Here is a 20,178-nt window from a genome sequence, read left to right on the forward strand (position 1 = left end):
TTGGTCAGCCCCCGATCGCGAGGTTGAAGTCGGTTTCGTAGAGCTTGGCCTTGGCCGTGTCGAGAGCCATGAACGCTTTCGCCTTCTCCAGCGTCGCGGCGTCCGGGAAGATCAGCGGGCTGTCGACCAGCTCCGGATCGATCTTCTCCATCGCCTGTTGGGCACCGTCGACCGGACAGATGTAGTTCACCCAGGCGGCCAGCGTGGCCGCCACCTCCGGGTCGTAGTAGTAGTTCATCAGCGCCTCGGCGTTAGCCTTGTGGCTCGCTTTGTTCGGCACCAGCATGTTGTCCGACCAGATCCCCAGGCCCTCTTCGGGTACGACGAACTTGATGTTCGGGTTGTCCGCCTGCAACGCGAGGACGTCGCCGGACCAGGCCTCGCAGGCAGCGATGTTGCCTGCGTTCAGGTCCTGGACGTAGTCGTTGCCGGTGAACCGCCGGATGTGGCCGGTACCGACGTAGTCCTGGAGCTTCTCCAGCGCCTTGCTCCACTCCGCGTCGTCGAACTTCGACGGGTCGGCGCCGGTCAGCTTGAGCATGAACGACATCGTGTCCGGCATCTCCGAGAGCAGCGTGACCCTGCCCTTGAGATCCGGCCGGCTGAGCAGGTCGGCGAAACTGCCGACTTCCTTGGTGAACTTCGCGTTGTAGGCGATCCCGGTCAGGCCGGTCTGCCAGGGCACGCTGTAGTCGCGGTTCGGGTCCCAGCCCGGTGCTCTGAGTTGCTTGAGCAGGTGCTGGTCGACGTTCGGGATCTTCGCGTGGTCGAGCTTCTGGATCCAGCCGAGCCCGACGGTCCGGGCGGCCATCCAGTCCGTGAGGACGATGATGTCGCGGCCGCAGGGCTGGCAGGCGCCGAGCTGGTCGCGGACCTTCGCGTAAAACTCGGCGTTGTCGTTGATGTCCGGGGTGTAGGTGACCTTGAGGCCGCTCTTCTTCTCGAAGGCGTCCAACGTTGGCAGGACGGTCTGGCCGTTGACTTTCTCGTCGGACTCGTCCATATAGCTGGGCCAGTTGGAGAAGATCAGCGTCTTCTCGGTCGCCGACCTGTCCGTACTGACGCAGCTGTCGGCGGACTGCTTGGCGGCCGGGATCCCGCAGCTGCCCGCGGCCAGCCCGAGCGCGGACAACCCCAGGCCGCGGAGGACGGTCCGGCGTCTGACGGTCTGCATCGGGACCTCCCACTGAGCGGCTTCGCGGGCGATACTGTCAAACCAATTACCTCAAGACAAGGGATTCCGTAGTCGAATCGCTATTTCGCAACGGAATCCGGGGTCATGACTTGCCTCCCCCCGGTGACGCTGACAGGATCGAGCCTGTGACCGGACGTAATGCGGGCCCTGAGAAGGCTCAGGGGCTCCTCGACGACACCGCCAAGGCGATCATCCGCGAGCTCCAGGTGGACGGCCGCAAGTCGTACGCCGCGATCGGCAAGGCGGTCGGGCTGTCCGAGGCCGCCGTCCGCCAGCGGGTCCAGCGGCTCACCGACGCCGGGGTGATGCAGGTGGTCGCGGTCACCGATCCGCTCGAACTCGGCTTCGCCCGGCAGGCGATGATCGGGATCAAGGCCGAGGGCGCGCTCGAACCGATCGCCGACAAGCTGGCCGCGATGGACGAGATCGAGTACGTCGTGATCACGGCGGGCTCGTTCGACCTGCTCGCCGAGGTGCTCTGCGAGAGCGACGAACACCTGCTCCGCGTCCTGTCCGACCGCATCCGCCAGATCGACGGCGTCAAGGTCACCGAAACCTTCGTCTACCTCAAACTGGTCAAACAAACCTACTCCTGGGGCGTCCGCTGAAATGAACCCTGGCGGAACGGGTGTTGAGGTGGGGCTGACTCTTCGCTGGGGTTTGCGCTGAGGCGGCGGGTGCTTGGTGGCGGTGTGCCGCTCTGGGCTGACGGTGATGCGCCGATGCTTGCCTCGGGCGCCTTCGGGCACGCTGTTCCGGGAGCTGGGTTGCCTCGTGCACCGTTGCCGGGCGATCGGGATGCTGACGTCGCGATCGTCGGCGCCGGGTTCACCGGCTTATGGACGGCGTACTACTTACTGAAGGCCGACCCCACCCTGCGGATCGTCGTCCTGGAAGCAGAGACAGCCGGCTTCGGCGCATCCGGGCGCAATGGCGGCTGGTGCTCAGCGCTGTTCCCAATCTCCTCCCGGCGCCTTGCATCATTGCCCGGTTCAAGCCGCGAAGCAGCGCAAGCGATGCATTGGGCAATGCAGGCAACGGTGAACGAAGTCGGCCTGGTCAGCGCCGCCGAAGGCATCGACTGCGACTACCACAAAGGCGGCACGATCGTCCTAGCCCGTACGCCGGTGCAGCTGGCGCGAGCTCGTGCTGAAGTGGCCGAGGCACACGAGTGGGGCCCGGGTGACCTGCGCTTCCTCGAACCGTCCGAGGTCGCCTCGCACCTCCACGCAACAAAGGTGCTCGGGGCAACATTCACTCCCCATTGCGCAGCCCTCCATCCCGGCCGATTGGTCCGCGGCCTCGCTTCCGTCGTCGAGCGACTGGGTGCGGTGATCCACGAACGCACCCCCGTGACGGCGATCGAGCCGGGTCGCGCGATCACGCAGTACGGGACAGTGCGTGCCGAGGTGGTTGTTCGTGCGACCGAGGGATTCACGCCGACGTTGGCCGGGCAGGCGCGGACGGTCGCGCCGGTCTACTCGTTGATGGTGGCGACCGAGCCGCTGGACGACGCCGTCTGGGACCGGATCGGGCTCGCCGGGCGGCCGACGTTCAGCGATCATCGGCATCTGGTGATCTATGGCCAGCGCACTGCGGACGGCCGGCTGGCTTTCGGAGGACGCGGCGCGCCGTACCACTTCCGCTCCCGGATCCAGCCCTCGTACGACGAGGAGCCGCGCGTGTTCGCCGCATTACGCGCCACCTTGCGCGATCTTTTCGACGGCCTCGACGACGTGGAGTTCACGCACGCCTGGGGCGGCCCGCTCGGCGTACCGCGGGACTGGTGCGCCTCCGTCGGCCTCGACCGCGGCAGCGGCCTCGCCTGGGCCGGCGGCTACGTCGGCGACGGCGTCTCGACCACCAACCTCGCCGGCCGCACCCTCACCGACCTGATCCTGCGCCGCGACACCGACCTCACCCACCTACCCTGGGTCGGCCACCGCTCCCCCCGCTGGGAACCCGAACCCCTCCGCTGGCTAGGCATCAACGCCGGCCTCCGCGCCATGACCCTGGCCGACACCGAAGAACGCCTGACCCGACGGGAAAGCCGCATCGCCCGCCTGATGTCACCCCTACTCGGCGGCTGATCGATAGGCCCAGAGGAGGGTGTGGCCGCCGGCGCCTTCGGGGATGAACTCTTCTCGCTCGACCACGAGGCCGGCCTCTTCGATCCAGGTGCGGGTGGTGGCAGCGTCCGGGTGACTCCACCACATGGGCGCGTCCCCACCGAGCCAGTTCTCTTCCGCACCGGTCCAGGCGGTGGCGCCGACCGTCGCCACGAAGAGCCCGCCCGGCCGCAACCAGTCCGCGATCCGATGAAGTAGCTCCCGCTGTTCGTCGACCGGAATGTGAATGAGCGCATAGAACGACAGCACCGCATCGAAAGACGCCGCCGGCAACACCAGCTTGGTCGCATCACCCTGCACAAAGGTCGCCGCCGGCACCCGCTCGCGCGCCCGCTCAACCTGTACGCCGCTGAGGTCGACCCCAGTCACCCGATGCCCAGCACCACTCAAGGTCGCCGCAACCGGAACCCCCGATCCACACCCCAGATCGAGAACCTGACTGCCATCTCCCAACCGCGCAAGGATCTCCGTCAGCCAGTCGCCGTACTTCGACTCCCCGTCATACGCCTCGTCGTACCGCGCCGACAATGCGTCATACCCCCGCCGAACCACATCCTTACCCGCCTCGCCATCCACACCCCCCACGGTAGGCGGAAACCCCTCACCCCACCTCCCCATTTCCACACCCGCCCGTCGCAGTACCGGCGTGCAAACGGTGGGCTTCCCTCCGCATCGCCTGCTTGCCCCACTCGTAGAACAATGGGCAACCCCGTCAGGAGGAGGTGAGCACACTCAAGACTCGGTTGAGGGGAGGTCGGTCAGGTGGTGGGGACCAGGGCTTGGGGGTGGAGGAGGGCGGCCAGGGGTGGGCCGGTGAGGGGGATGGTGGGGGACGGCCAGGTGGTGGGGGTGGGGGTGGCCGTTGTCAGTTCGGTGTGGGTGAGGTCGTAGAGGTTGGCGGCGTTGCCGGTCTGGGCGACGATCTGTTCCAGGAGGCGGTTGGTCTGCTCGACCCAGAGGAGGTTGTCGGGGGCGACTTCGTCGGGGCGGACCAGCAGGAGGTCGATGTCGCTGTCCAGGTCGCCGTCGGCGCGGGCGATCGCGCCGAAGAGGCTGGCGTGCAGCGGGGCGATGGTCCAGGTGGCCAACTCGGCGGCGAGGTTCGCGGCGAAGGTGGTGCGGAGGTCGGCGAGCATCTCGACCGCCTGGGCGGCCAGGTGCTTGCGGTTCAGGGAGTAGAGCAGGGAGTTGCCGGACTCGTGAACATGCACCAGGCCGGTGGTCGCGAGGCGTTGCAGGACCAAGCGGACACCCGCGACACTGCCGGAGCCGGCCAGGCTGTGGATCTGGCGGCCGGAGAGTTCGCGGTCGGCGCCCGCGAGGACCTGGAGAACAGGTCCGTCGAGCGAGGGGATGGCGGTACTGATCGGCCGGCTGAGGTCCACCCCGTCGAAAATAGTTGCTCAGGGCCCACATCTCTAATCCGCGTGATCGGTCAATTAAGGTGACTGTCATCGACGGAGACCAACGGGAGGCCGCGATGGTGAGCCGGGCGGAACGGAGCAGGAGCAATCCTGATCTCGGGGTGTTGTCGGGGCGGCTCCTCTTCGCGGTTCAGCGGGAGTTGTTCGGCTCGCTGGCCGAGCTCGGGTTCGACGATCTGCATCACCGGCACGGCGCGGTCCTCGCGTACCTGGAGCTGACCGGCGTACGGGCGACCGACCTGTCCCGGTTGTCGGGTCAGCACAAGCAGGTGATCGGGACTCTGATCGACGAGCTCGAAGGTCTTGGGTACGTCGAGCGCATCCCCGACCCGGTCGATCGAAGGGCGAAACTGGTCTGCCCGACCGAGCGTGGGCGGGCGCAGATGGCGGCGGCCGACAAGATCATGGCTGCCATCCAGGACCGGCACGCGCGGCGGCTGGGGCGCGAGAAGTACGCCGCGTTCAAGGCCGCCTTCATCGACGTGGTCGAACACCAGCGAAAGCGCTGACGCCCCGCCAAAGGAGGCTGGGGTTGGCAGCGGCGGGCGGAAGGCGGAAGGGAAAAACAAGCAGGGTTGATTCTTTTTGGTTGGGGTGGGAGGCTCGGCTGACGATCCGTCGTGCAAGGGAGCCCCGGTGCAACTGGACGATGTACTCGCTGATCTGAGTGCCGAGAACGCCGAGTTGGATCTGCTGGTCGGCGGGCTGCCGGCCGACGGGTGGGCGACGCCGACGCCGGCTGAGGGATGGACGATCGCTCATCAGATCGCGCATCTGGCGTGGACCGATGAGGCGTCGCGGTTGGCCGCGACGGAGCCGGCCGAGTTTCAGGCGGAGCTGCAGAAGGCGATGGCGAATCCGGCTGGGTTCGTTGAGGACGGGGCGGCTGAGCTGGCGTCGCTGCCGCCGGGGGAGTTGCTGACCTATTGGCGGGAGACGCGTGGTGCGCTTCCTGACGCGCTGCGGTCGGTGCCGGCGGGCGAGAAGGTGCTGTGGTTCGGGCCGCCGATGAGTCCGACGTCGATGGCGACCGCGCGGATCATGGAAACCTGGGCGCACGGGCAGGATGTGGCCGACGCGCTCGGAGTACAGCGGAAGCCGACCGCGAGGCTGAAGCATGTTGCGCATCTGGCGGTGCGGACGCGGAACTTCGCTTACCTGCTGAATGACAGGACGCCGCCGGCCGAGGAATTCCGGGTGGAGTTGCAGGGGCCTGACGGTGAGACGTGGAGCTGGGGGCCGGAGGACGCTGAGCAGCGGGTGACTGGGCCGGCGCTCGACTTCTGTCTGCTGGCGACGCAGCGGCGGCATCGCGACGACCTCGGCGTACGGGCTGTCGGTGCGGACGCCGGTGCGTGGCTCGGCATCATCCAGGCCTTCGCCGGCCTACCAGGCAAAGGACGTCGGCCGGGCCAGTTCGCCGGCTCGCCGGACGGTAGGCGTGCGGACGCTGGGTCGCCGGACGGTGGGCGAGGGCCGGTCGGATGACGGTGGATGAGCGGGTTCATGTGCGGATCGGGAATGCTTCGGGGTTTTACGGGGATCGGTTCAGTGCGTTTCAGGAGATGTTGACCGGGGGTGAGCTGGATTATCTGACCGGGGACTACCTGGCTGAGTTGACGATGTTGATCCTCGGGCGGGATCGGTTGAAGGATCCGGCGACCGGGTATGCGAAGACGTTTCTCCGGCAGCTCGAGGCCGGGCTCGGTGAGGCGATGGACCGCGGCGTACGGATCGTCAGCAACGCGGGTGGGCTCAACCCGGCCGGGCTCGCGACGGCGATCCGGGAGCTGGCGGACCACCTCGGGCTGCACCCCAAGATCGCGTACGTCGAAGGCGACGACCTGCTGCCGCGCGCGAAGGAACTCGGCCTCGGCCGGCCGCTCACCGCCAACGCGTACCTCGGCGCCTGGGGGATCGCCGAGGCACTCGACGACGGTGCCCACATCGTCGTCACCGGCCGGGTCACCGATGCGTCCGTGATCGTCGGCCCGGCGATCGCCGACCACGGCTGGCGGCGGGACGACTTCGACAAGATCGCCGGCGCGATGGTCGCCGGGCACGTGATCGAGTGCGGCTGCCAGGCGACCGGCGGCAACTTCGCCTTCTTCAACGAGATCCGCGACCTCGGCCGACCGGGTTTCCCGATCGCGGAGATCTACCAGGACGGCAGCAGCACGATCACCAAGCACGCCGGCACCGGCGGTGCGGTCACCATCGACACGGTCAAGGCGCAGCTGCTGTACGAGATCACCGGAGCCCGGTACGCCGGGCCGGATGCCACCGCACGAATGGATTCGATCGAACTCAGCTCCGACGAGCCCGACCGGGTCCGGATCCGCGGCGTCGAAGGCGAGCCGCCTCCGCCGACGTACAAGGTGTCGTTGAACAGCGTCGGCGGGTTCCGGAACCAGGTGGACTTCGTGCTGACCGGGCTCGATCTGGAGGCGAAGGCGGAGCTGGTGCAGCGGCAGCTCGAGCGCGGGATGCACCGCAAGCCGGCCGAGCTGAAGTGGTCGGTGGCGTGGACGGAACAGGCGAACGCCGACAGCGAGGAGCTGGCGAGCGTGCTGCTCAGGTGCACGGTGAAGGACCCGGATCCGAAGGTGGTCGGCCGCGCGTTCTCCAGTGCCGCGATCGAGCTGGCACTGGCGAGCTACCCGGGCTTCCACGTCACGGCGCCGCCCGAGGACGCATCGCCGTACGGGGTCTTCACCGCCGGGTACGTCGATGCTTCCGAGGTCGAGCATGTCGTCGTGCTTCCGGACGGCACGCGCAAGACGATCCGGCCGTCCGAGCAGACCTTGGAGCTGGCGCCCGCCGAGGAGGCGGAGCTGCCGATGCCGTTGCCGCAGCTGGTGGCGGCCGGGCGGCCCGCACGGTCGTTGACGCGCGAGGTGCCGCTGGGGCGGATCGCCGGTGCGCGGAGCGGCGACAAAGGTGGCGATGCGAACGTCGGGGTTTGGGTGCGGAGCGAGATGGCGTGGCGCTGGCTGGCGCACACGTTGACGGTCGAGAAGTTCCAGGAGCTGCTGCCGGAGACCGCTGTTCTCAAGGTGACGCGGCACGTGTTGCCGAATCTGTGGGCGCTGAACTTCGTGGTCGAAGGTCTGCTGGGCGAGGGCGTGGCATCACAGGCGCGCTTCGATCCGCAGGCGAAGGCGGTCGGCGAGTGGCTGCGGTCGCGGTACGTCGACATCCCCGAGGTGCTGCTGTGAGCGTTGATGCCGAAGGTGCTGCTGTCAGAGCTCATGTTGCTGCGAGTCTTGAAGAGAAGGCGTTGCGTGAGACCGTACGGCGGTTTGTCGAGCGGGACGTGTTGCCGGAGCTGGATCAATGGGAGCGCGATGGCGAACTGCCGCGCGAGCTGCACAAGAAGGCGGGCGACCTCGGGTTGCTCGGCGTCGCCTTCCCCGAATCGGCCGGTGGCGGCGGGGGTTCACTCCTGGACGCAATCGCGGTCACGGAGGAGATCCACTACGCCGGCGGATCCGGCGGATTAGTCGCCTCGCTGCTGACCTGCGGCATCGCGCTGCCGCACATCATTGCCGCAGGCAACCAGGCGCAGATCGACCGATGGGCCCGGCCGACGTTGGAAGGCGCCTTGATCGGCTCGCTCGCGATCACCGAACCAGACGGTGGGTCGGACGTCGCCTCCCTCCGTACTACGGCCCGTCGCGACGGCGACCACTTCGTCGTCAACGGGGCCAAGACCTACATCACCTCCGGCGCACGGGCCGATTTCGTCACCACCGCGGTACGGACGGACGGGCCGGGTGCGCACGGGATCTCGTTGCTGGTGATCGAGCGGGACAGCCCGGGTTTCGAGGTGTCGCGCAAGCTGGAGAAGATGGGCTGGCGCGCTTCGGACACGGCGGAGTTGTCGTTCACCGATGTACGGGTTCCGGTCGCGAACCTCGTCGGTGAGCCGGGGACCGGGTTCGTCCAACTCGCGCAGAATTTTGTCGCGGAACGGTTGACGCTCGGCGTACAGGCTTATGCCGGGGCGCAGCGGGCGTTGGATCTGACGGTGGAGTGGTGCCGGGCGCGGGAGACGTTCGGCCGGCCGTTGATCTCGCGGCAGACCGTGCAGCACACGCTGACCGAGATGGCGCGGCGAGTCGATGTCGCGCGGGTGTACGTGCACGAGATCGCGCGGCGGTCGATGGCGGGTGAGGACGTGTTCGCACAGGTCAGCTTCGCGAAGAACACGGCGGTCGAGGCGGGCGCGTGGGTTTGTGATCAGGCGCTGCAGTTGCACGGCGGGCTCGGGTACATGCGCGAGGCCGAGGTGGAACGGCAGTACCGCGACCAGAAGATCCTCGCCATCGGCGGCGGCACCACCGAGATCATGACCGCGCTCGCGGCCAAACGACTGGGGTTCACTTCATGAGCGATAACCGTTCTTCGATGCTTGAGAAGCTGGCTGCACTCGACGTCGAGCATGCGAAGGCTTTGGCTGGGGGTGGGGAGAAGTACGTCGAGCGGCATCATCGGCGGGGGAAGTTGCTGGCGCGGGAGCGGATCGAGTTGTTGCTGGATCCGGACAGCGCGTTCCTGGAGCTGTCGCCGCTGGCGGGATGGGGTAGCGACTTCGCGGTCGGGGCGAGTCTGGTGACGGGGATCGGGGTGGTGGAAGGCGTCGAGTGCCTGATCACCGCGAACGATCCGACCGTCAAGGGTGGCGCGAGCAATCCGTGGACACTGCGGAAGGCGTTGCGGGCCGACGAGATCGCGCGGGCCAATCGGCTGCCGGTGATCAGTCTCGTCGAGTCGGGCGGTGCGGATCTGCCGACGCAGAAGGAGATCTTCATCCCGGGCGGCGCGATGTTCCGGAACCTCACCCGGCTGTCGGCCGAGGGGATTCCGACGATCGCGCTGGTGTTCGGCAACTCGACCGCGGGCGGCGCGTACATCCCCGGCATGAGCGACTACGTGGTGATGGTCGACGGCGGCGCGAAGGTGTTCCTGGCCGGGCCGCCGCTGGTGAAGATGGCGACCGGCGAGGACGCTGACGACGAATCACTCGGTGGAGCATCCATGCACGCCCGTACGTCGGGGCTCGCGGACTACTTCGCCGTCGACGAGCGGGATGCGATCCGGCTCGGCCGGCAGATCGTGTCCCGGCTGAACTGGAAGAAGCTCGGGCCGCCACCTGCCGCGCAGTACGAGGAGCCGTTGTTCGACGCCGACGAGCTGCTCGGGATCGTGCCGGGAGATCTGAAGATCCCGTTCGATCCGCGGGATGTGGTGGCTCGGGTGGTGGACGGGTCGGTGTTCGACGAGTTCAAGCCGCTTTATGGATCGTCGCTCGCGACCGGGTGGGCGTCGATCCACGGGTATCCGGTCGGGATCCTGGCGAACGCGCGCGGGGTGCTGTTCAGCGAGGAGGCGCAGAAGGCGGCGCAGTTCATCCAGCTGGCGAACCGTGCTGCGGTGCCGTTGATCTTCCTGCACAACACGACCGGCTACATGGTCGGGCAGGAGTACGAGCAGGGCGGGATCATCAAGCACGGGGCGCAGATGATCAACGCGGTCTCGAACTCCCGCGTCCCGCACGTGTCGATCCTGATGGGAGCGTCGTACGGGGCCGGGCATTACGGGATGTGTGGGCGGGCGTTCGATCCACGGTTCCTGTTCGCCTGGCCGTCGGCGAAGTCCGCGGTGATGGGCCCACAGCAGCTGGCCGGCGTGCTGTCGATCGTGGCGCGGGCGGCGGCCGCGGCGAAGAACCAGCCGTACGACGAGGACGGCGACGCCAAGATGCGAGCCTATGTGGAAGGGCAGATCGAGGCGGAGTCGCTGCCGATGTTCCTGTCCGGACGCCTGTACGACGACGGCGTGATCGACCCGCGCGACACCAGAACCGTGCTCGGCCTCTGCCTCTCGGCGATCCATTCCGCACCCGTCCAGGGGACCGACTTCGACGGCGCCAACTTCGGCGTCTTCAGGATGTGATGGCGATGTCCTCATCCAGCGCATACACGTCCGAGCTGAAGCTCTGGTCCACGCCGCCGATCACCTCTGTGCTGGTGGCGAACCGGGGGGAGATCGCGCGGCGGGTGTTCCGGACCGCTCGGTCACTGGGGATCTCCTGTGTTGCGGTGCACTCGACGGCGGATGCTTCGGCGCCGTACGTCGGGGAGGCGGATGCGGCGGTGCATCTGCCGGGAAATGCGCCTGGTGAGACTTATCTGCGGGGTGAATTGCTGGTTGAGGCCGCGTTGAAGGCGGGTGCTGACGCGGTGCATCCCGGCTATGGGTTCTTGTCGGAGAACGCCGGGTTCGCGCGGGCGGTCGAGGCGGCGGGGCTGGCGTGGATCGGGCCGCCGGCTGCTGCGATCGAGACGATGGGCTCGAAGATCGAGTCGAAGAAGTTGATGGCGGCGGCCGGCGTACCGGTGTTGTCGCAGTTGGTCCCTGATGAGGTGACCGAGGCTGATCTTCCGGTGCTGGTGAAGGCGTCCGCGGGTGGGGGTGGGCGGGGCATGCGGGTCGTCGAGTATCTCGAGGACCTTGCGTCGGAGATCAAGGCGGCGTCGGCGGAGGCGTTGTCGGCGTTTGGCGATGGGACGGTGTTCTGCGAGCCGTATCTGGTGAGCGGGCGGCATGTCGAGGTTCAGGTGCTGGCGGATCAGCACGGGACGATCTGGGCGGTTGGTGAGCGGGAGTGCTCGATCCAGCGGCGGCATCAGAAGGTTGTTGAGGAAGCACCGTCGCCGTTGGTCGAGCGGTTGCCTGGGATGCGGGAGGAGCTGTTCGAGGCGGCTCGCAAGGCATCTGCGGCGATTGGGTATGTCGGGGCTGGAACTGTTGAATTCCTTGCCGATGACAACGGTCGCTTCTACTTCCTGGAGATGAACACGCGGCTGCAGGTCGAGCACCCGGTCACCGAGTCGGTCACCGGGCTGGACCTGGTCGCTTGGCAATTCGAGATCGCCCGTGGCGCGGAGCTTCCACCCGAACCTCCTGCTTCCGTCGGCCATTCGATCGAGGTCCGCCTGTACGCCGAAGATCCCGCTCACGATTGGCAACCCCAGACCGGCACCCTCCACCACTTCGACTTCCCCGACGCCGCCTCCACCTTCGCCAGCCCCACCGCCGACGTCGGCTCGTACGTCCGAAGAAGTGTTGGTGACGTCCCTCCGCTTCTTCGGACGCAAGCAGTTGGTACGGCGCTCCCGTGGGTGCGGGTGGACTCGGGCGTCGAGAGCGGGTCCGAGGTGTCGCCGTACTACGACGCGATGCTGGCGAAGGTGATCGCCTGGGGGCCGACCCGGGACTCCGCCGCCGCCCGGCTCGCGGCGGAGCTGGGTCGCGCGAAAATCCACGGGGTTCGGACCAATCGGGATTTGCTGGTGCGGGTTTTGCGGCATCGGGCGTTTTTGGAGGGGGATACCGATACGGCGTTCCTCGAGAAGCATGAGTTCGAGGTGCTGCCGGACAAGGCGGCTGAGGAACTCTCGGCCTTGGCGGCGGCGTTGGCGGATGCGGCTCGGCGGCGGAGTACGGCGAAGGTGCAGGGGCGGTTGCCTAGTGGGTGGCGGAACCTGGCGTCTCAGCCGCAGCGGAAAACGTTTGCGGTGGGAGATTCGACGTACGAGGTGTCTTATCGGCTGACGCGCGACGGGTTGGTTGTGGACGGCGACGTCGGGTTGGTCGAGGCGACCGCGGAGTACGTGGTGCTGGAGGTCGGTGGGGTACGCCGGCGGTTCGACGTCGCGGCGTACGACGGGCTGGTCTGTGTGGACTCGAGCCTGGGGTCGGTGGCGTTGACCGCGGTCGAGCGCTTCCCGGATCCATCGCAGCAGGTCGCCGCCGGGTCGTTGCTCGCGCCGATGCCGGGCACGGTGATCCGGCTCGGTGTCGAGGTCGGCGATCAGGTGAAGCAGGGGCAACCGCTGCTCTGGCTGGAGGCGATGAAGATGGAGCACACCATCTCCGCCCCTGCGGACGGGATTTTGACCGAACTCGCTGTCGGCGCTGGGCAACAGGTCGAGGTGGGGGTCGTTCTTGCGGTGGTCGGCACCGCTGGGATCGACGGACCGACGAACCCCGACACACCGGGGAACAAGGGACCGATGAGCGATGGGAGGAGTGTGGGATGAGGTTTGTGGAGAGTGATGAGAGGCGGGCGCTGCGGGGGGCGGTGGGGGAGCTGGGGAAGAAGTACGGGTATGGGTGGTTCACCGAGCGGGCGCGGAGCGGGGGGCATACCACCGAGTTGTGGCTGGAGGCGGGGAAGCTCGGCTATCTCGGCGTCAATCTGCCGGAGGAGTACGGCGGCGGAGGCGGCGGGATGGGCGACCTGTCGATCGTGCTGGAGGAGCTCGGCGCGGCCGGCTGTCCGTTGCTGATGATGGTCGTCTCCCCGTCGATCTGCGGAACGGTGATCACCCGGTTCGGCACAGACGCGCAGAAGCAGCGCTGGCTGCCCGGGATCGCGGACGGTACGACGACGATGGCCTTCGCGATCACCGAACCGGACGCGGGGTCGAACTCGCACAACATCACCACCACCGCCCGGCGGATCAAAGACGTGAAGGAAAGGAAGGAAGGCGAGGGTACGGCGGACGGCTGGTCGCTCTCGGGACGCAAGGTCTTCATCTCCGGGCTCGACGTCGCCCAGGCCGTGCTCGTGGTCGGCCGGACCGAGGACGCGAAGACCGGCAAGCTGAAGCCGGCGCTGTTCATCGTGCCGACGGACGCGCCCGGGGTCGAGTTCACCAAGATCGAGATGGACCTGATCAGCCCGGACAAGCAGTTCTCGCTGTTCCTCGACGACGTGCAACTGCCGGCCGAGGCCCTGGTCGGCTCCGAGGACGCGGCACTGATGCAACTGTTCGCGGGACTGAACCCGGAGCGGATCATGGCGTCCGCCTTCGCGATCGGGATCGCCCGGCACGCGCTGGACAAGGCCGTTGCCTACGTCAACGAACGCCAGGTCTGGAAGACCCCGATCGGCGCGCACCAGGGGATCGCCCATCCGCTGGCCCAGCTGAAGATCGAACTCGAGCTCGCCCGGCTGATGATGCAGAAGGCGGCCGCGCTGTACGACGCGGGCGATGATCTCGGCGCCGGTGAGGCCGCGAACATGGCCAAGTACGCCGCCGGCGAGGTCGCCGTACGCGCGACCGACCAGGCAGTGCAGTCACTCGGTGGCAACGGGATGACGGTCGAGTACGGCGTCGCCTCGCTGGTCGCCGCGGCCCGGGCATCGCGCATCGCGCCGGTCAGCCGGGAAATGATCCTCAACTTCGTCGCTCAGCATTCACTAGGCCTACCCAAGTCCTACTGAGTCGGTCAAAGTCGTGCTTCCAGCTAGCTGAAAGGACCGCCGCCAATGGTCATCGAGAGTCAGTTCCCGCCGGTTGAGGTGCTCCGTGTGCCGTTGCACGAGGCTGTTCTCGGTCGGGCTCAGGAGTACGGCGACCGGCCCGCGCTGGTCGACGGGGTCAGCGGCAAGGAGATCAGCTACGCGCAGCTCGACCAGATGACCCGGCGGATGGCCGCGGGCTTCGCCGAGCTGGGGATCAAGCACGGCGACGTGATCGCGCTGCACAGCCCGAACACGATCCTCTACCCAGTAGTTTTCTACGCCGCCACCCGCGCGGGCGCCACGGTGACCACTGTCAACGCGCTCTACACCGCCGATGAGCTGCACAAGCAGTTGGTCGACTCCAAGGCCCGGTTGCTGGTGACCATCTCGCTCTTCCTCCCCGTCGCCACTGCCGGGAGCGAGGGCACCGACGTCGAGCAGATCTTCGTCTGCGACCAGGCCGACGGGTACCGCTCGGTGACCGAGCTGCTCGCGTCGACCGCGCCGGAGCCGGTGGTCGAGATCGACCCCGCCGAGGACGTCGCCGTGCTGCCGTACTCGAGCGGCACGACCGGCATCGCCAAGGGCGTGATGCTCACCCACCAGAACATCGCGACGAACCTTCTGCAGGCCGAAGCGACCTTCGAGATGGGCGAGAACGAGCGGATCATCGCGATCCTGCCGTTCTTCCACATCTACGGGCAGGCCGTGCTGATGAACCTGCCGTTCCGGCTGGGCGCGACCGTCGTGGTGCTGCCGAAGTTCGACCTGCAGCAGTTCCTCAGCACGCTGGCGGAGCAGAAGATCACCCGGGCGTTCGTGGCCCCGCCCGTGGTGCTGGCGTTGGCGAAACACCCGGCCGTGGACGGGTACGACCTGTCCGCCCTGAAGCATCTGACGTCGGCGGCCGCTCCGCTCGACGGCGACCTGGCCGACGCCTGCGCGAAACGGCTCGGGCTGCACGCCGTACTGCAGTGTTATGGGATGACCGAGCTGTCGCCCGGGACGCACGCCGTACCGCAGGACGAGCTCGATCCGCCGGCCGGTGCCGTGGGCAAGCTGTTCCCGTCCACCGAGATGCGCCTGGTCGGTGCCGATGGCAACGATGTCGGCGAGGGCGATCCCGGTGAGATCTGGATCCGCGGGCCTCAGGTGATGAAGGGATACCTCGGCCGGCCCGCGGAGACCGACGCGACCATCGACCCCGAGGGCTGGCTGCACACCGGCGACATCGGCCGAGTCGACGAACGGGGCTTCCTGTACGTCGTGGACCGGGTCAAGGAGCTGATCAAGTACCACGGGTACCAGGTGCCGCCGGCCGAGCTGGAGGCCGTACTGCTGACCGACGACCGGATCGCGGACGCCGCGGTGATCGGCGTACAGGCCGACGGTAACGAAGTCCCGAAGGCGTTCGTGGTGGCGATGCCGGGCGTCGAGCTGACCGCGGAGGACGTGATGGACTACGTCGCCGAGCGGGTCGCGCCGTACAAGAAGGTCCGGCAGGTCGAGTTCATCGACGCGGTCCCGAAGGCTGCTTCAGGCAAGATCCTGCGGCGCGAACTGCGAGCACGGGAGGCAGCACGTGAGTGAAGGTGACCTGGCCGGTAGGGATGTTGTCCTGTGACCGAGACACTGCGCGAGCCGCAGCAGGACCGGAGCCGGGCGACCAGGCAGAAGCTGCTGGTCGCCGCGGTGGAGTCGCTGGCCGAGGTGGGCTACGCGGCGACCACTGTCGCGGTGGTGGCCGCCCGGGCAGGGGTGTCTCGCGGGGCGGCACAGCACCATTTCCCGACGCGCGCGGACCTGTTCGCGGCCGCAGTGGAGTACATGACCGAGGTGCGGCTGGATGAGATCCGGCAGCAGGCGACCAACCTGCCCGTGCGGGAAGGGCGGACCGAGGCAATCGTCGGCATGCTCGCTGACGTCTACACAGGTCCGCTGTTCCGTGCTGCGTTGCATCTGTGGGTCGCGGCGTCCACCGAGGAGCAGTTGCGCCGGCAGATCGTGCGACTGGAAGCGCACGTCGGACGGCAGGCCCACCGGGCTCTCCTCGAAGTGCTGGAGGTCGAGGAGCGTACGCCGGGTGTCCGGGAGACCGTGCAAGGTGTGCTCGACATGGCGCGCGGTCTGGGCCTGGCCGACCTCCTGACCGACGACGCGGCGCGGCGGCGAGGCGTCGTACGGCAGTGGTCGCTGATCCTCGACCAGGTGCTAGCGGCTGCGCGGTAGCCCGGCACGGGCCGCTATCCGCTGATCCACCTTGGCTGCCAGAGCGTATCGACCCGGCGGTCCGCCCGTACTCCGGACCGCGTTTCACCAGTTGGTCCTGCCTTCAGGAATCGTTGTCCAGTCACGTAGGTTGCTTTAGGTCATGACATCTACTGAGCGGATCGACACCTCCGGGGTGGGCCTGCGGTCGGAGCGCGGGCCGATCCTGCTCGCCGTGATGCTGAGTGTCGGCCTGGTCGCGATCGACGCGACCATCCTGGCGACGGCGGTGCCGTCGGTGGTCGAGGACCTCGGTGGGTTCAGCCAGTTCCCGTGGCTGTTCTCGATCTACCTGCTGGCGCAGGCCGTCTCGGTGCCGATCTACGGCAAGCTCGCGGACCAGCGCGGCCGCAAGCCGATCATGCTGCTCGGCGTCGGGCTGTTCGTGCTCGGCTCGGTGCTCTGCGGGTTCGCCTGGAGCATGCCGGCGCTGATCGCGTTCCGGCTGATCCAGGGCCTCGGGGCCGGCGCGATCCAGCCGATCGGGATGACGATCGTCGGCGACATCTACAGCGTCGCCGAACGGGCCAAGGTGCAGGGCTACATCGCCAGCGTCTGGGGGATCGCCTCGTTCGTCGGGCCGACTCTGGGCGGCGTGTTCTCCGACTACATCTCCTGGCGCTGGATCTTCTTCGTGAACATCCCGCTCGGACTCGCGGCGGCCTGGGTGCTGCTTCGTCGCTTCCAGGAGACGGTGGCGGCGCCGACCAAGCACCAGATCGACTACGCGGGGACGGTGCTGCTCGCGGTCGGTGGTTCGCTGCTGCTGCTCGGGCTGCTCGAGGGCGGCGTGATGTGGACCTGGGATTCCGTCACCAGCATCGCGATCCTGGCTGTCTCGGCGGTGCTCCTGACTGCCTTCGTCTTCGTCGAGCGCCGCGCACCCGAGCCGGTGCTGCCGCTGTGGGTGCTGGGCAAGCGGGTGCTGAACTCGGCGAACTCGGCAGCGCTGCTGGTCGGCGTACTGATGATCGGGCTGTCGACGTACGTGCCGCTGTTCGCACAAGGAGTGCTCGGTACGTCGGCGCTGGTGGCCGGGTTCGCCCTGGCGGCCATGACGCTGGGGTGGCCGATCGCGGCTTCGCTGGCCGGGCGGATCTACCTGCGGCTCGGGTACCGGACCACGATGATGTTCGGTGCGGTGATCGTGGTGATCGGCGCCGGCCTGCTGCTCACGGTGAACTCCGGAAGTTCCGTGCTCTACCTGGCTCTCGCCTGCTTCGTGATCGGTATCGGGCTCGGCTTCACCGCTTCCCCGTCCGTCGTGGCCGCACAGTCGTCGGTCGACTGGCGCAGCCGAGGTGTGGTGACGGGCGCCAACATGTTCGCCCGGTCGGTCGGGAGTGCTGTCGGGGTTGCAGTCTTCGGTGCTGTCGCGAACGGTGTGGTCGCCCGGAAGCTCGGCTCCGAGCACGGCGATCTGCAGAAGCTACCGGGCAACGTGCTCGCCCCTGCGATTCACGACGTGTACTACGGAGCTGCAGCGGCCGCTGTCCTTCTGGTGGTCGCTGTGGTCTTCATGCCGAACCGAGTGGCCGAACAGCCACGCGGTTAGGCGCCCCGGGACTCGGCTACCCGTCGGAGCCAGTAGCGGAACCAGGCTGGGCCGTAGGGGATGTAGACGCGAGTTGGGATGCCCCTGTCGTGCAGGCGAGCCAGCTCGTCCGGCCGGATGCCTAGTAGTTGTTCCATGGGGACAGTGCCGATGCTGAGCAGTACCGCTTCTCTCAGGCGAGCGTCGTGAGTCGCCAGTGACCAGTTCGCTTCGGCAGCTGCCAGTTGATGGGCCAGCTTGAGGTAGGCGATGTCCGTGGCTTCGCCGTACGGGTGTGCGCCTGTTGGCTCGACGTACGCGCCCTTGACGAGGCGCACCTGTACTCCGGCCTCGGTAAGTACGGCGATGTCGTCCGGTGAGCGCAGCAGGTTTGCCTGCACAGTGGCACCGAGTCGGTCCTTGAGCCCGCGACCGGCGACGTCCAGCACGCACTGCAGGACCTTGTCGGTCCGGATGAGGTCCTCGGCACCAAGTTGGAGCCTTCTGCCTTCCGGTAGCGCCTCGACAATCCTGGCGACCAGGTCGGCCGCGCCCTTCGGGTCGACGTCCAGGGCAAGGTGCGAGAGATCCAGGGACAACCAGACATCGGCAGGCGGCGCCGGAAGGACCTTGGCCAGCTCGAGGTACTCGTCGACGACCCGGGCAGCGTCTGCAGGGTCGGTGGACATCTCACCGAACAGGTCGACGCTGATGCCGTGCCCGAGCGCCAACTGTTGATCAGCAACCTTCAGCGCTTCGTCACGAGTCCGGCCGGCCACGTAGCGAGAGGCGGCGCGCCAGGCGTTCTCCTCACCGCCAGGCACGCTCTTGACCAGCTGTTCGAGTCGTTCGTTCGTCGCCAACTTGAAGAGCACTGCCCGATCCAGACGCATACCGGGAGTTTGCCAGCCTCTCGGGTGCGAGCATGTTCGTATGCGTGCTGTGGACTGTGTCGGTGCCCTGATCCGTGACGACCGGCACCGGGTGTACGTGCAGCGGCGTACCGAGGATCGACGGCTGCTACCGGGGATCTGGGACATCGTCGGCGGACATGTCGAGGCCGGTGAGACTCCGGAGCAGACTCTCGCGCGGGAAGTCGAGGAGGAGACCGGCTGGCGGGTCCGCTCGATCGACGCGACCGTCGCCGACTGGGAGTGGACCTACGAAGGCCGCGTACGCCGTGAGGTCGACTACCTCGTCAGCGTCGACGGGGATCTCGAGCGGCCACTGCTCGAAGCCGGTAAGCACGACGCGAGCGCCTGGGTCGGACCAGATGACCTCGACCTGCTGATGGTGAACCGGACCGACGGGGACCGGAGGCTCCGCGACATCGTGGCGCATGCCGTCCGGACCCGGTTCACCGAGCGGTTGATGCTGGTGCCGATCACTGGACCGGATGAGGTCCTCCCCGGACATGCGGCGGACCTGGAGCGCCTGCACGCGGATCCATGGGTGGCCTTCTGGTACGACGGCGCCTGGTCGGCGGAGGAAGCTGCACGCCAGGCGACGGGCTTCCACGAGCGCTGGGAGGCCAACGGGACGAGCAAGTGGATCGCCTACCGGCGGTCGGACGGGTCCCTGGTCGGACGTGGCGGAATGGAGCGGATGACCGCAGGGAGCGAGGAGGTGGCGAAGATCTCGGCGGTGCTCGACGACGGCGGCCGCTGGGCGGAGTACCGGCTGGAGCTGGGCTGGGCGTTGCTGGGCTCTGCTCGAGGCGAAGGGCTGGCGACCGAACTCGGCCAGGCCGGGCTGACGTACGCGGTAGAGACGCTGGGCGCGCGGTCGGTGATGGCGTTCACCGAACGGCACAACCTGGCCTCTCGCGCGGTAATGGAACGGATCGGCCTGAAGTACGCGGGCGAGATCCGCACCGACGGCCTGATCGAAGGCCGCCACGGGACGCAGCCCGACGCACCTTTCGCCGTCTACGTGACCTACTTCTGATCGAGGCCCGCGACGAAGCGAGTGAGCAGGACGGCGTAGGTCTCCCTCTCGGTCTCCGACCAGTCGTGGCCGCCAACCTGGACACAAGTAACTCCGCTGTGTGACCACCCAGGCGCGGTGGTCACACAGCGGAGTCGGCCACCTCGAGGGCGCCTCCTGGTGAGGTGTCAGGAGGCACTGGCCCCGCCCGGCCCGAGGTGTCGGCCAGGAGGTGGTTGGAACGGCTGGGCTGCGGCGATACAGGGACTCGAACCGCTAGCCCAGCCGGGCTGGTGGGCGGTGCGGTGCGGAGATCTTCTATGCCTCGCTGTACTGGCGGGCCAAGCAGGCCGTGAATGACTACGCCCGCGTGCATCTGGTGA

Annotated in this window: 17 protein-coding genes; 13 read left to right on the forward strand and 4 right to left on the reverse strand. The window is 67.6% G+C overall.

Annotated features, from left to right (window positions below; genetic code table 11):
• Positions 1-4: 4 nt before the first annotated feature.
• Positions 5-1,174: a spermidine/putrescine ABC transporter substrate-binding protein gene (locus ABZ004_RS20170; RefSeq protein WP_355681546.1), complete on the reverse strand. Its 1,170-nt coding sequence runs from the start codon at positions 1,172-1,174 to the stop codon at positions 5-7.
• Positions 1,175-1,320: 146 nt separating this feature from the next.
• Here ABZ004_RS20170 and ABZ004_RS20175 point away from each other — a divergent pair, with 146 nt between their 5' ends.
• Both ABZ004_RS20175 and ABZ004_RS20180 read left to right on the forward strand, forming a co-directional pair.
• The gene (locus ABZ004_RS20175) at positions 1,321-1,803 is read left to right on the forward strand and encodes an Lrp/AsnC family transcriptional regulator (RefSeq protein WP_355681548.1); all 483 of its coding nucleotides are present in this window, start codon (positions 1,321-1,323) and stop codon (positions 1,801-1,803) included.
• 84 nt (positions 1,804-1,887) lie between these two features.
• Positions 1,888-3,285, forward strand: a complete 1,398-nt coding sequence (locus ABZ004_RS20180; protein ID WP_355681549.1) for an FAD-binding oxidoreductase — start codon at positions 1,888-1,890, stop codon at positions 3,283-3,285.
• Here ABZ004_RS20180 and ABZ004_RS20185 read toward each other — a convergent pair.
• Together ABZ004_RS20185 and ABZ004_RS20190 are read right to left on the reverse strand one after the other, a co-directional pair.
• The gene (locus ABZ004_RS20185) at positions 3,271-3,900 is read right to left on the reverse strand and encodes a class I SAM-dependent methyltransferase (protein WP_355681551.1); all 630 of its coding nucleotides are present in this window, start codon (positions 3,898-3,900) and stop codon (positions 3,271-3,273) included. The two genes, ABZ004_RS20180 and ABZ004_RS20185, sit on opposite strands and share 15 nt — an antisense overlap.
• Positions 3,901-4,082: 182 nt before the next feature.
• The gene (locus tag ABZ004_RS20190; protein ID WP_355681553.1) at positions 4,083-4,709 is read right to left on the reverse strand and encodes a hypothetical protein; all 627 of its coding nucleotides are present in this window, start codon (positions 4,707-4,709) and stop codon (positions 4,083-4,085) included.
• A 59-nt stretch (positions 4,710-4,768) separates the two neighbouring features.
• Here ABZ004_RS20190 and ABZ004_RS20195 point away from each other — a divergent pair, with 59 nt between their 5' ends.
• From ABZ004_RS20195 to ABZ004_RS20240, 10 genes are all read left to right on the forward strand, one after another.
• The gene (locus ABZ004_RS20195; RefSeq protein WP_355681555.1) at positions 4,769-5,257 is read left to right on the forward strand and encodes a MarR family transcriptional regulator; all 489 of its coding nucleotides are present in this window, start codon (positions 4,769-4,771) and stop codon (positions 5,255-5,257) included.
• Positions 5,258-5,384: 127 nt separating this feature from the next.
• Entirely contained in the window at positions 5,385-6,236 is an 852-nt protein-coding gene (locus ABZ004_RS20200; protein ID WP_355681557.1) for a TIGR03084 family metal-binding protein, read from the forward strand.
• The gene (locus ABZ004_RS20205) at positions 6,233-7,966 is read left to right on the forward strand and encodes an acyclic terpene utilization AtuA family protein (RefSeq protein ID WP_355681558.1); all 1,734 of its coding nucleotides are present in this window, start codon (positions 6,233-6,235) and stop codon (positions 7,964-7,966) included. Before ABZ004_RS20200 ends, ABZ004_RS20205 begins: the two co-directional genes overlap by 4 nt.
• On the forward strand, positions 7,963-9,141 hold the full coding sequence (locus ABZ004_RS20210) for an acyl-CoA dehydrogenase family protein (protein WP_355681560.1): 1,179 nt from the start codon (positions 7,963-7,965) through the stop codon (positions 9,139-9,141). The genes ABZ004_RS20205 and ABZ004_RS20210 overlap by 4 nt, the downstream gene beginning before the upstream one ends.
• Before the next feature lie 17 nt (positions 9,142-9,158).
• On the forward strand, positions 9,159-10,706 hold the full coding sequence (locus ABZ004_RS20215; RefSeq protein WP_355681562.1) for a carboxyl transferase domain-containing protein: 1,548 nt from the start codon (positions 9,159-9,161) through the stop codon (positions 10,704-10,706).
• Positions 10,707-10,711: 5 nt separating this feature from the next.
• Entirely contained in the window at positions 10,712-12,856 is a 2,145-nt protein-coding gene (locus ABZ004_RS20220; RefSeq protein ID WP_355681564.1) for a biotin carboxylase N-terminal domain-containing protein, read from the forward strand.
• A complete protein-coding gene (locus ABZ004_RS20225) occupies positions 12,853-14,046 on the forward strand; it encodes an acyl-CoA dehydrogenase family protein (RefSeq protein WP_355681566.1) in 1,194 nt (397 codons plus the stop codon). The genes ABZ004_RS20220 and ABZ004_RS20225 overlap by 4 nt, the downstream gene beginning before the upstream one ends.
• Positions 14,047-14,091: 45 nt before the next feature.
• A complete protein-coding gene (locus ABZ004_RS20230) occupies positions 14,092-15,657 on the forward strand; it encodes an AMP-binding protein (protein ID WP_355681568.1) in 1,566 nt (521 codons plus the stop codon).
• Positions 15,658-15,687: 30 nt separating this feature from the next.
• A complete protein-coding gene (locus tag ABZ004_RS20235; RefSeq protein WP_355681570.1) occupies positions 15,688-16,296 on the forward strand; it encodes a TetR/AcrR family transcriptional regulator in 609 nt (202 codons plus the stop codon).
• A 142-nt stretch (positions 16,297-16,438) separates the two neighbouring features.
• Complete coding sequence (locus ABZ004_RS20240) at positions 16,439-17,890, forward strand: MDR family MFS transporter (RefSeq protein WP_355681572.1); 1,452 nt, start codon at positions 16,439-16,441, stop codon at positions 17,888-17,890.
• Here ABZ004_RS20240 and ABZ004_RS20245 read toward each other — a convergent pair.
• Entirely contained in the window at positions 17,887-18,762 is an 876-nt protein-coding gene (locus tag ABZ004_RS20245) for a proline dehydrogenase family protein (RefSeq protein WP_355681574.1), read from the reverse strand. The genes ABZ004_RS20240 and ABZ004_RS20245 overlap by 4 nt on opposite strands.
• Before the next feature lie 40 nt (positions 18,763-18,802).
• Here ABZ004_RS20245 and ABZ004_RS20250 point away from each other — a divergent pair, with 40 nt between their 5' ends.
• Positions 18,803-19,816: a GNAT family N-acetyltransferase gene (locus tag ABZ004_RS20250; protein WP_355681575.1), complete on the forward strand. Its 1,014-nt coding sequence runs from the start codon at positions 18,803-18,805 to the stop codon at positions 19,814-19,816.
• The last annotated feature ends 362 nt before the right edge of the window (positions 19,817-20,178 follow it).

It is taken from the genome of Kribbella sp. NPDC006257 (assembly GCF_040613535.1).
Classification (GTDB): Bacteria; Actinomycetota; Actinomycetes; order Propionibacteriales; family Kribbellaceae; genus Kribbella.

What these genes read in the sequence shown, in the direction of transcription:
- ABZ004_RS20245 (WP_355681574.1), bottom strand. Translation starts at nt 18,762, where the DNA reads ATGCGTCTGGATCGGGCAGTGCTCTTCAAGTTGGCGACGAACGAACGA.
- ABZ004_RS20170 (WP_355681546.1), bottom strand. Translation starts at nt 1,174, where the DNA reads ATGCAGACCGTCAGACGCCGGACCGTCCTCCGCGGCCTGGGGTTGTCC.
- ABZ004_RS20225 (WP_355681566.1), top strand. Translation starts at nt 12,853, where the DNA reads ATGAGGTTTGTGGAGAGTGATGAGAGGCGGGCGCTGCGGGGGGCGGTG.
- ABZ004_RS20240 (WP_355681572.1), top strand. Translation starts at nt 16,439, where the DNA reads ATGACATCTACTGAGCGGATCGACACCTCCGGGGTGGGCCTGCGGTCG.
- ABZ004_RS20215 (WP_355681562.1), top strand. Translation starts at nt 9,159, where the DNA reads ATGCTTGAGAAGCTGGCTGCACTCGACGTCGAGCATGCGAAGGCTTTG.
- ABZ004_RS20230 (WP_355681568.1), top strand. Translation starts at nt 14,092, where the DNA reads ATGGTCATCGAGAGTCAGTTCCCGCCGGTTGAGGTGCTCCGTGTGCCG.
- ABZ004_RS20220 (WP_355681564.1), top strand. Translation starts at nt 10,712, where the DNA reads ATGTCCTCATCCAGCGCATACACGTCCGAGCTGAAGCTCTGGTCCACG.
- ABZ004_RS20205 (WP_355681558.1), top strand. Translation starts at nt 6,233, where the DNA reads ATGACGGTGGATGAGCGGGTTCATGTGCGGATCGGGAATGCTTCGGGG.
- ABZ004_RS20250 (WP_355681575.1), top strand. Translation starts at nt 18,803, where the DNA reads ATGCGTGCTGTGGACTGTGTCGGTGCCCTGATCCGTGACGACCGGCAC.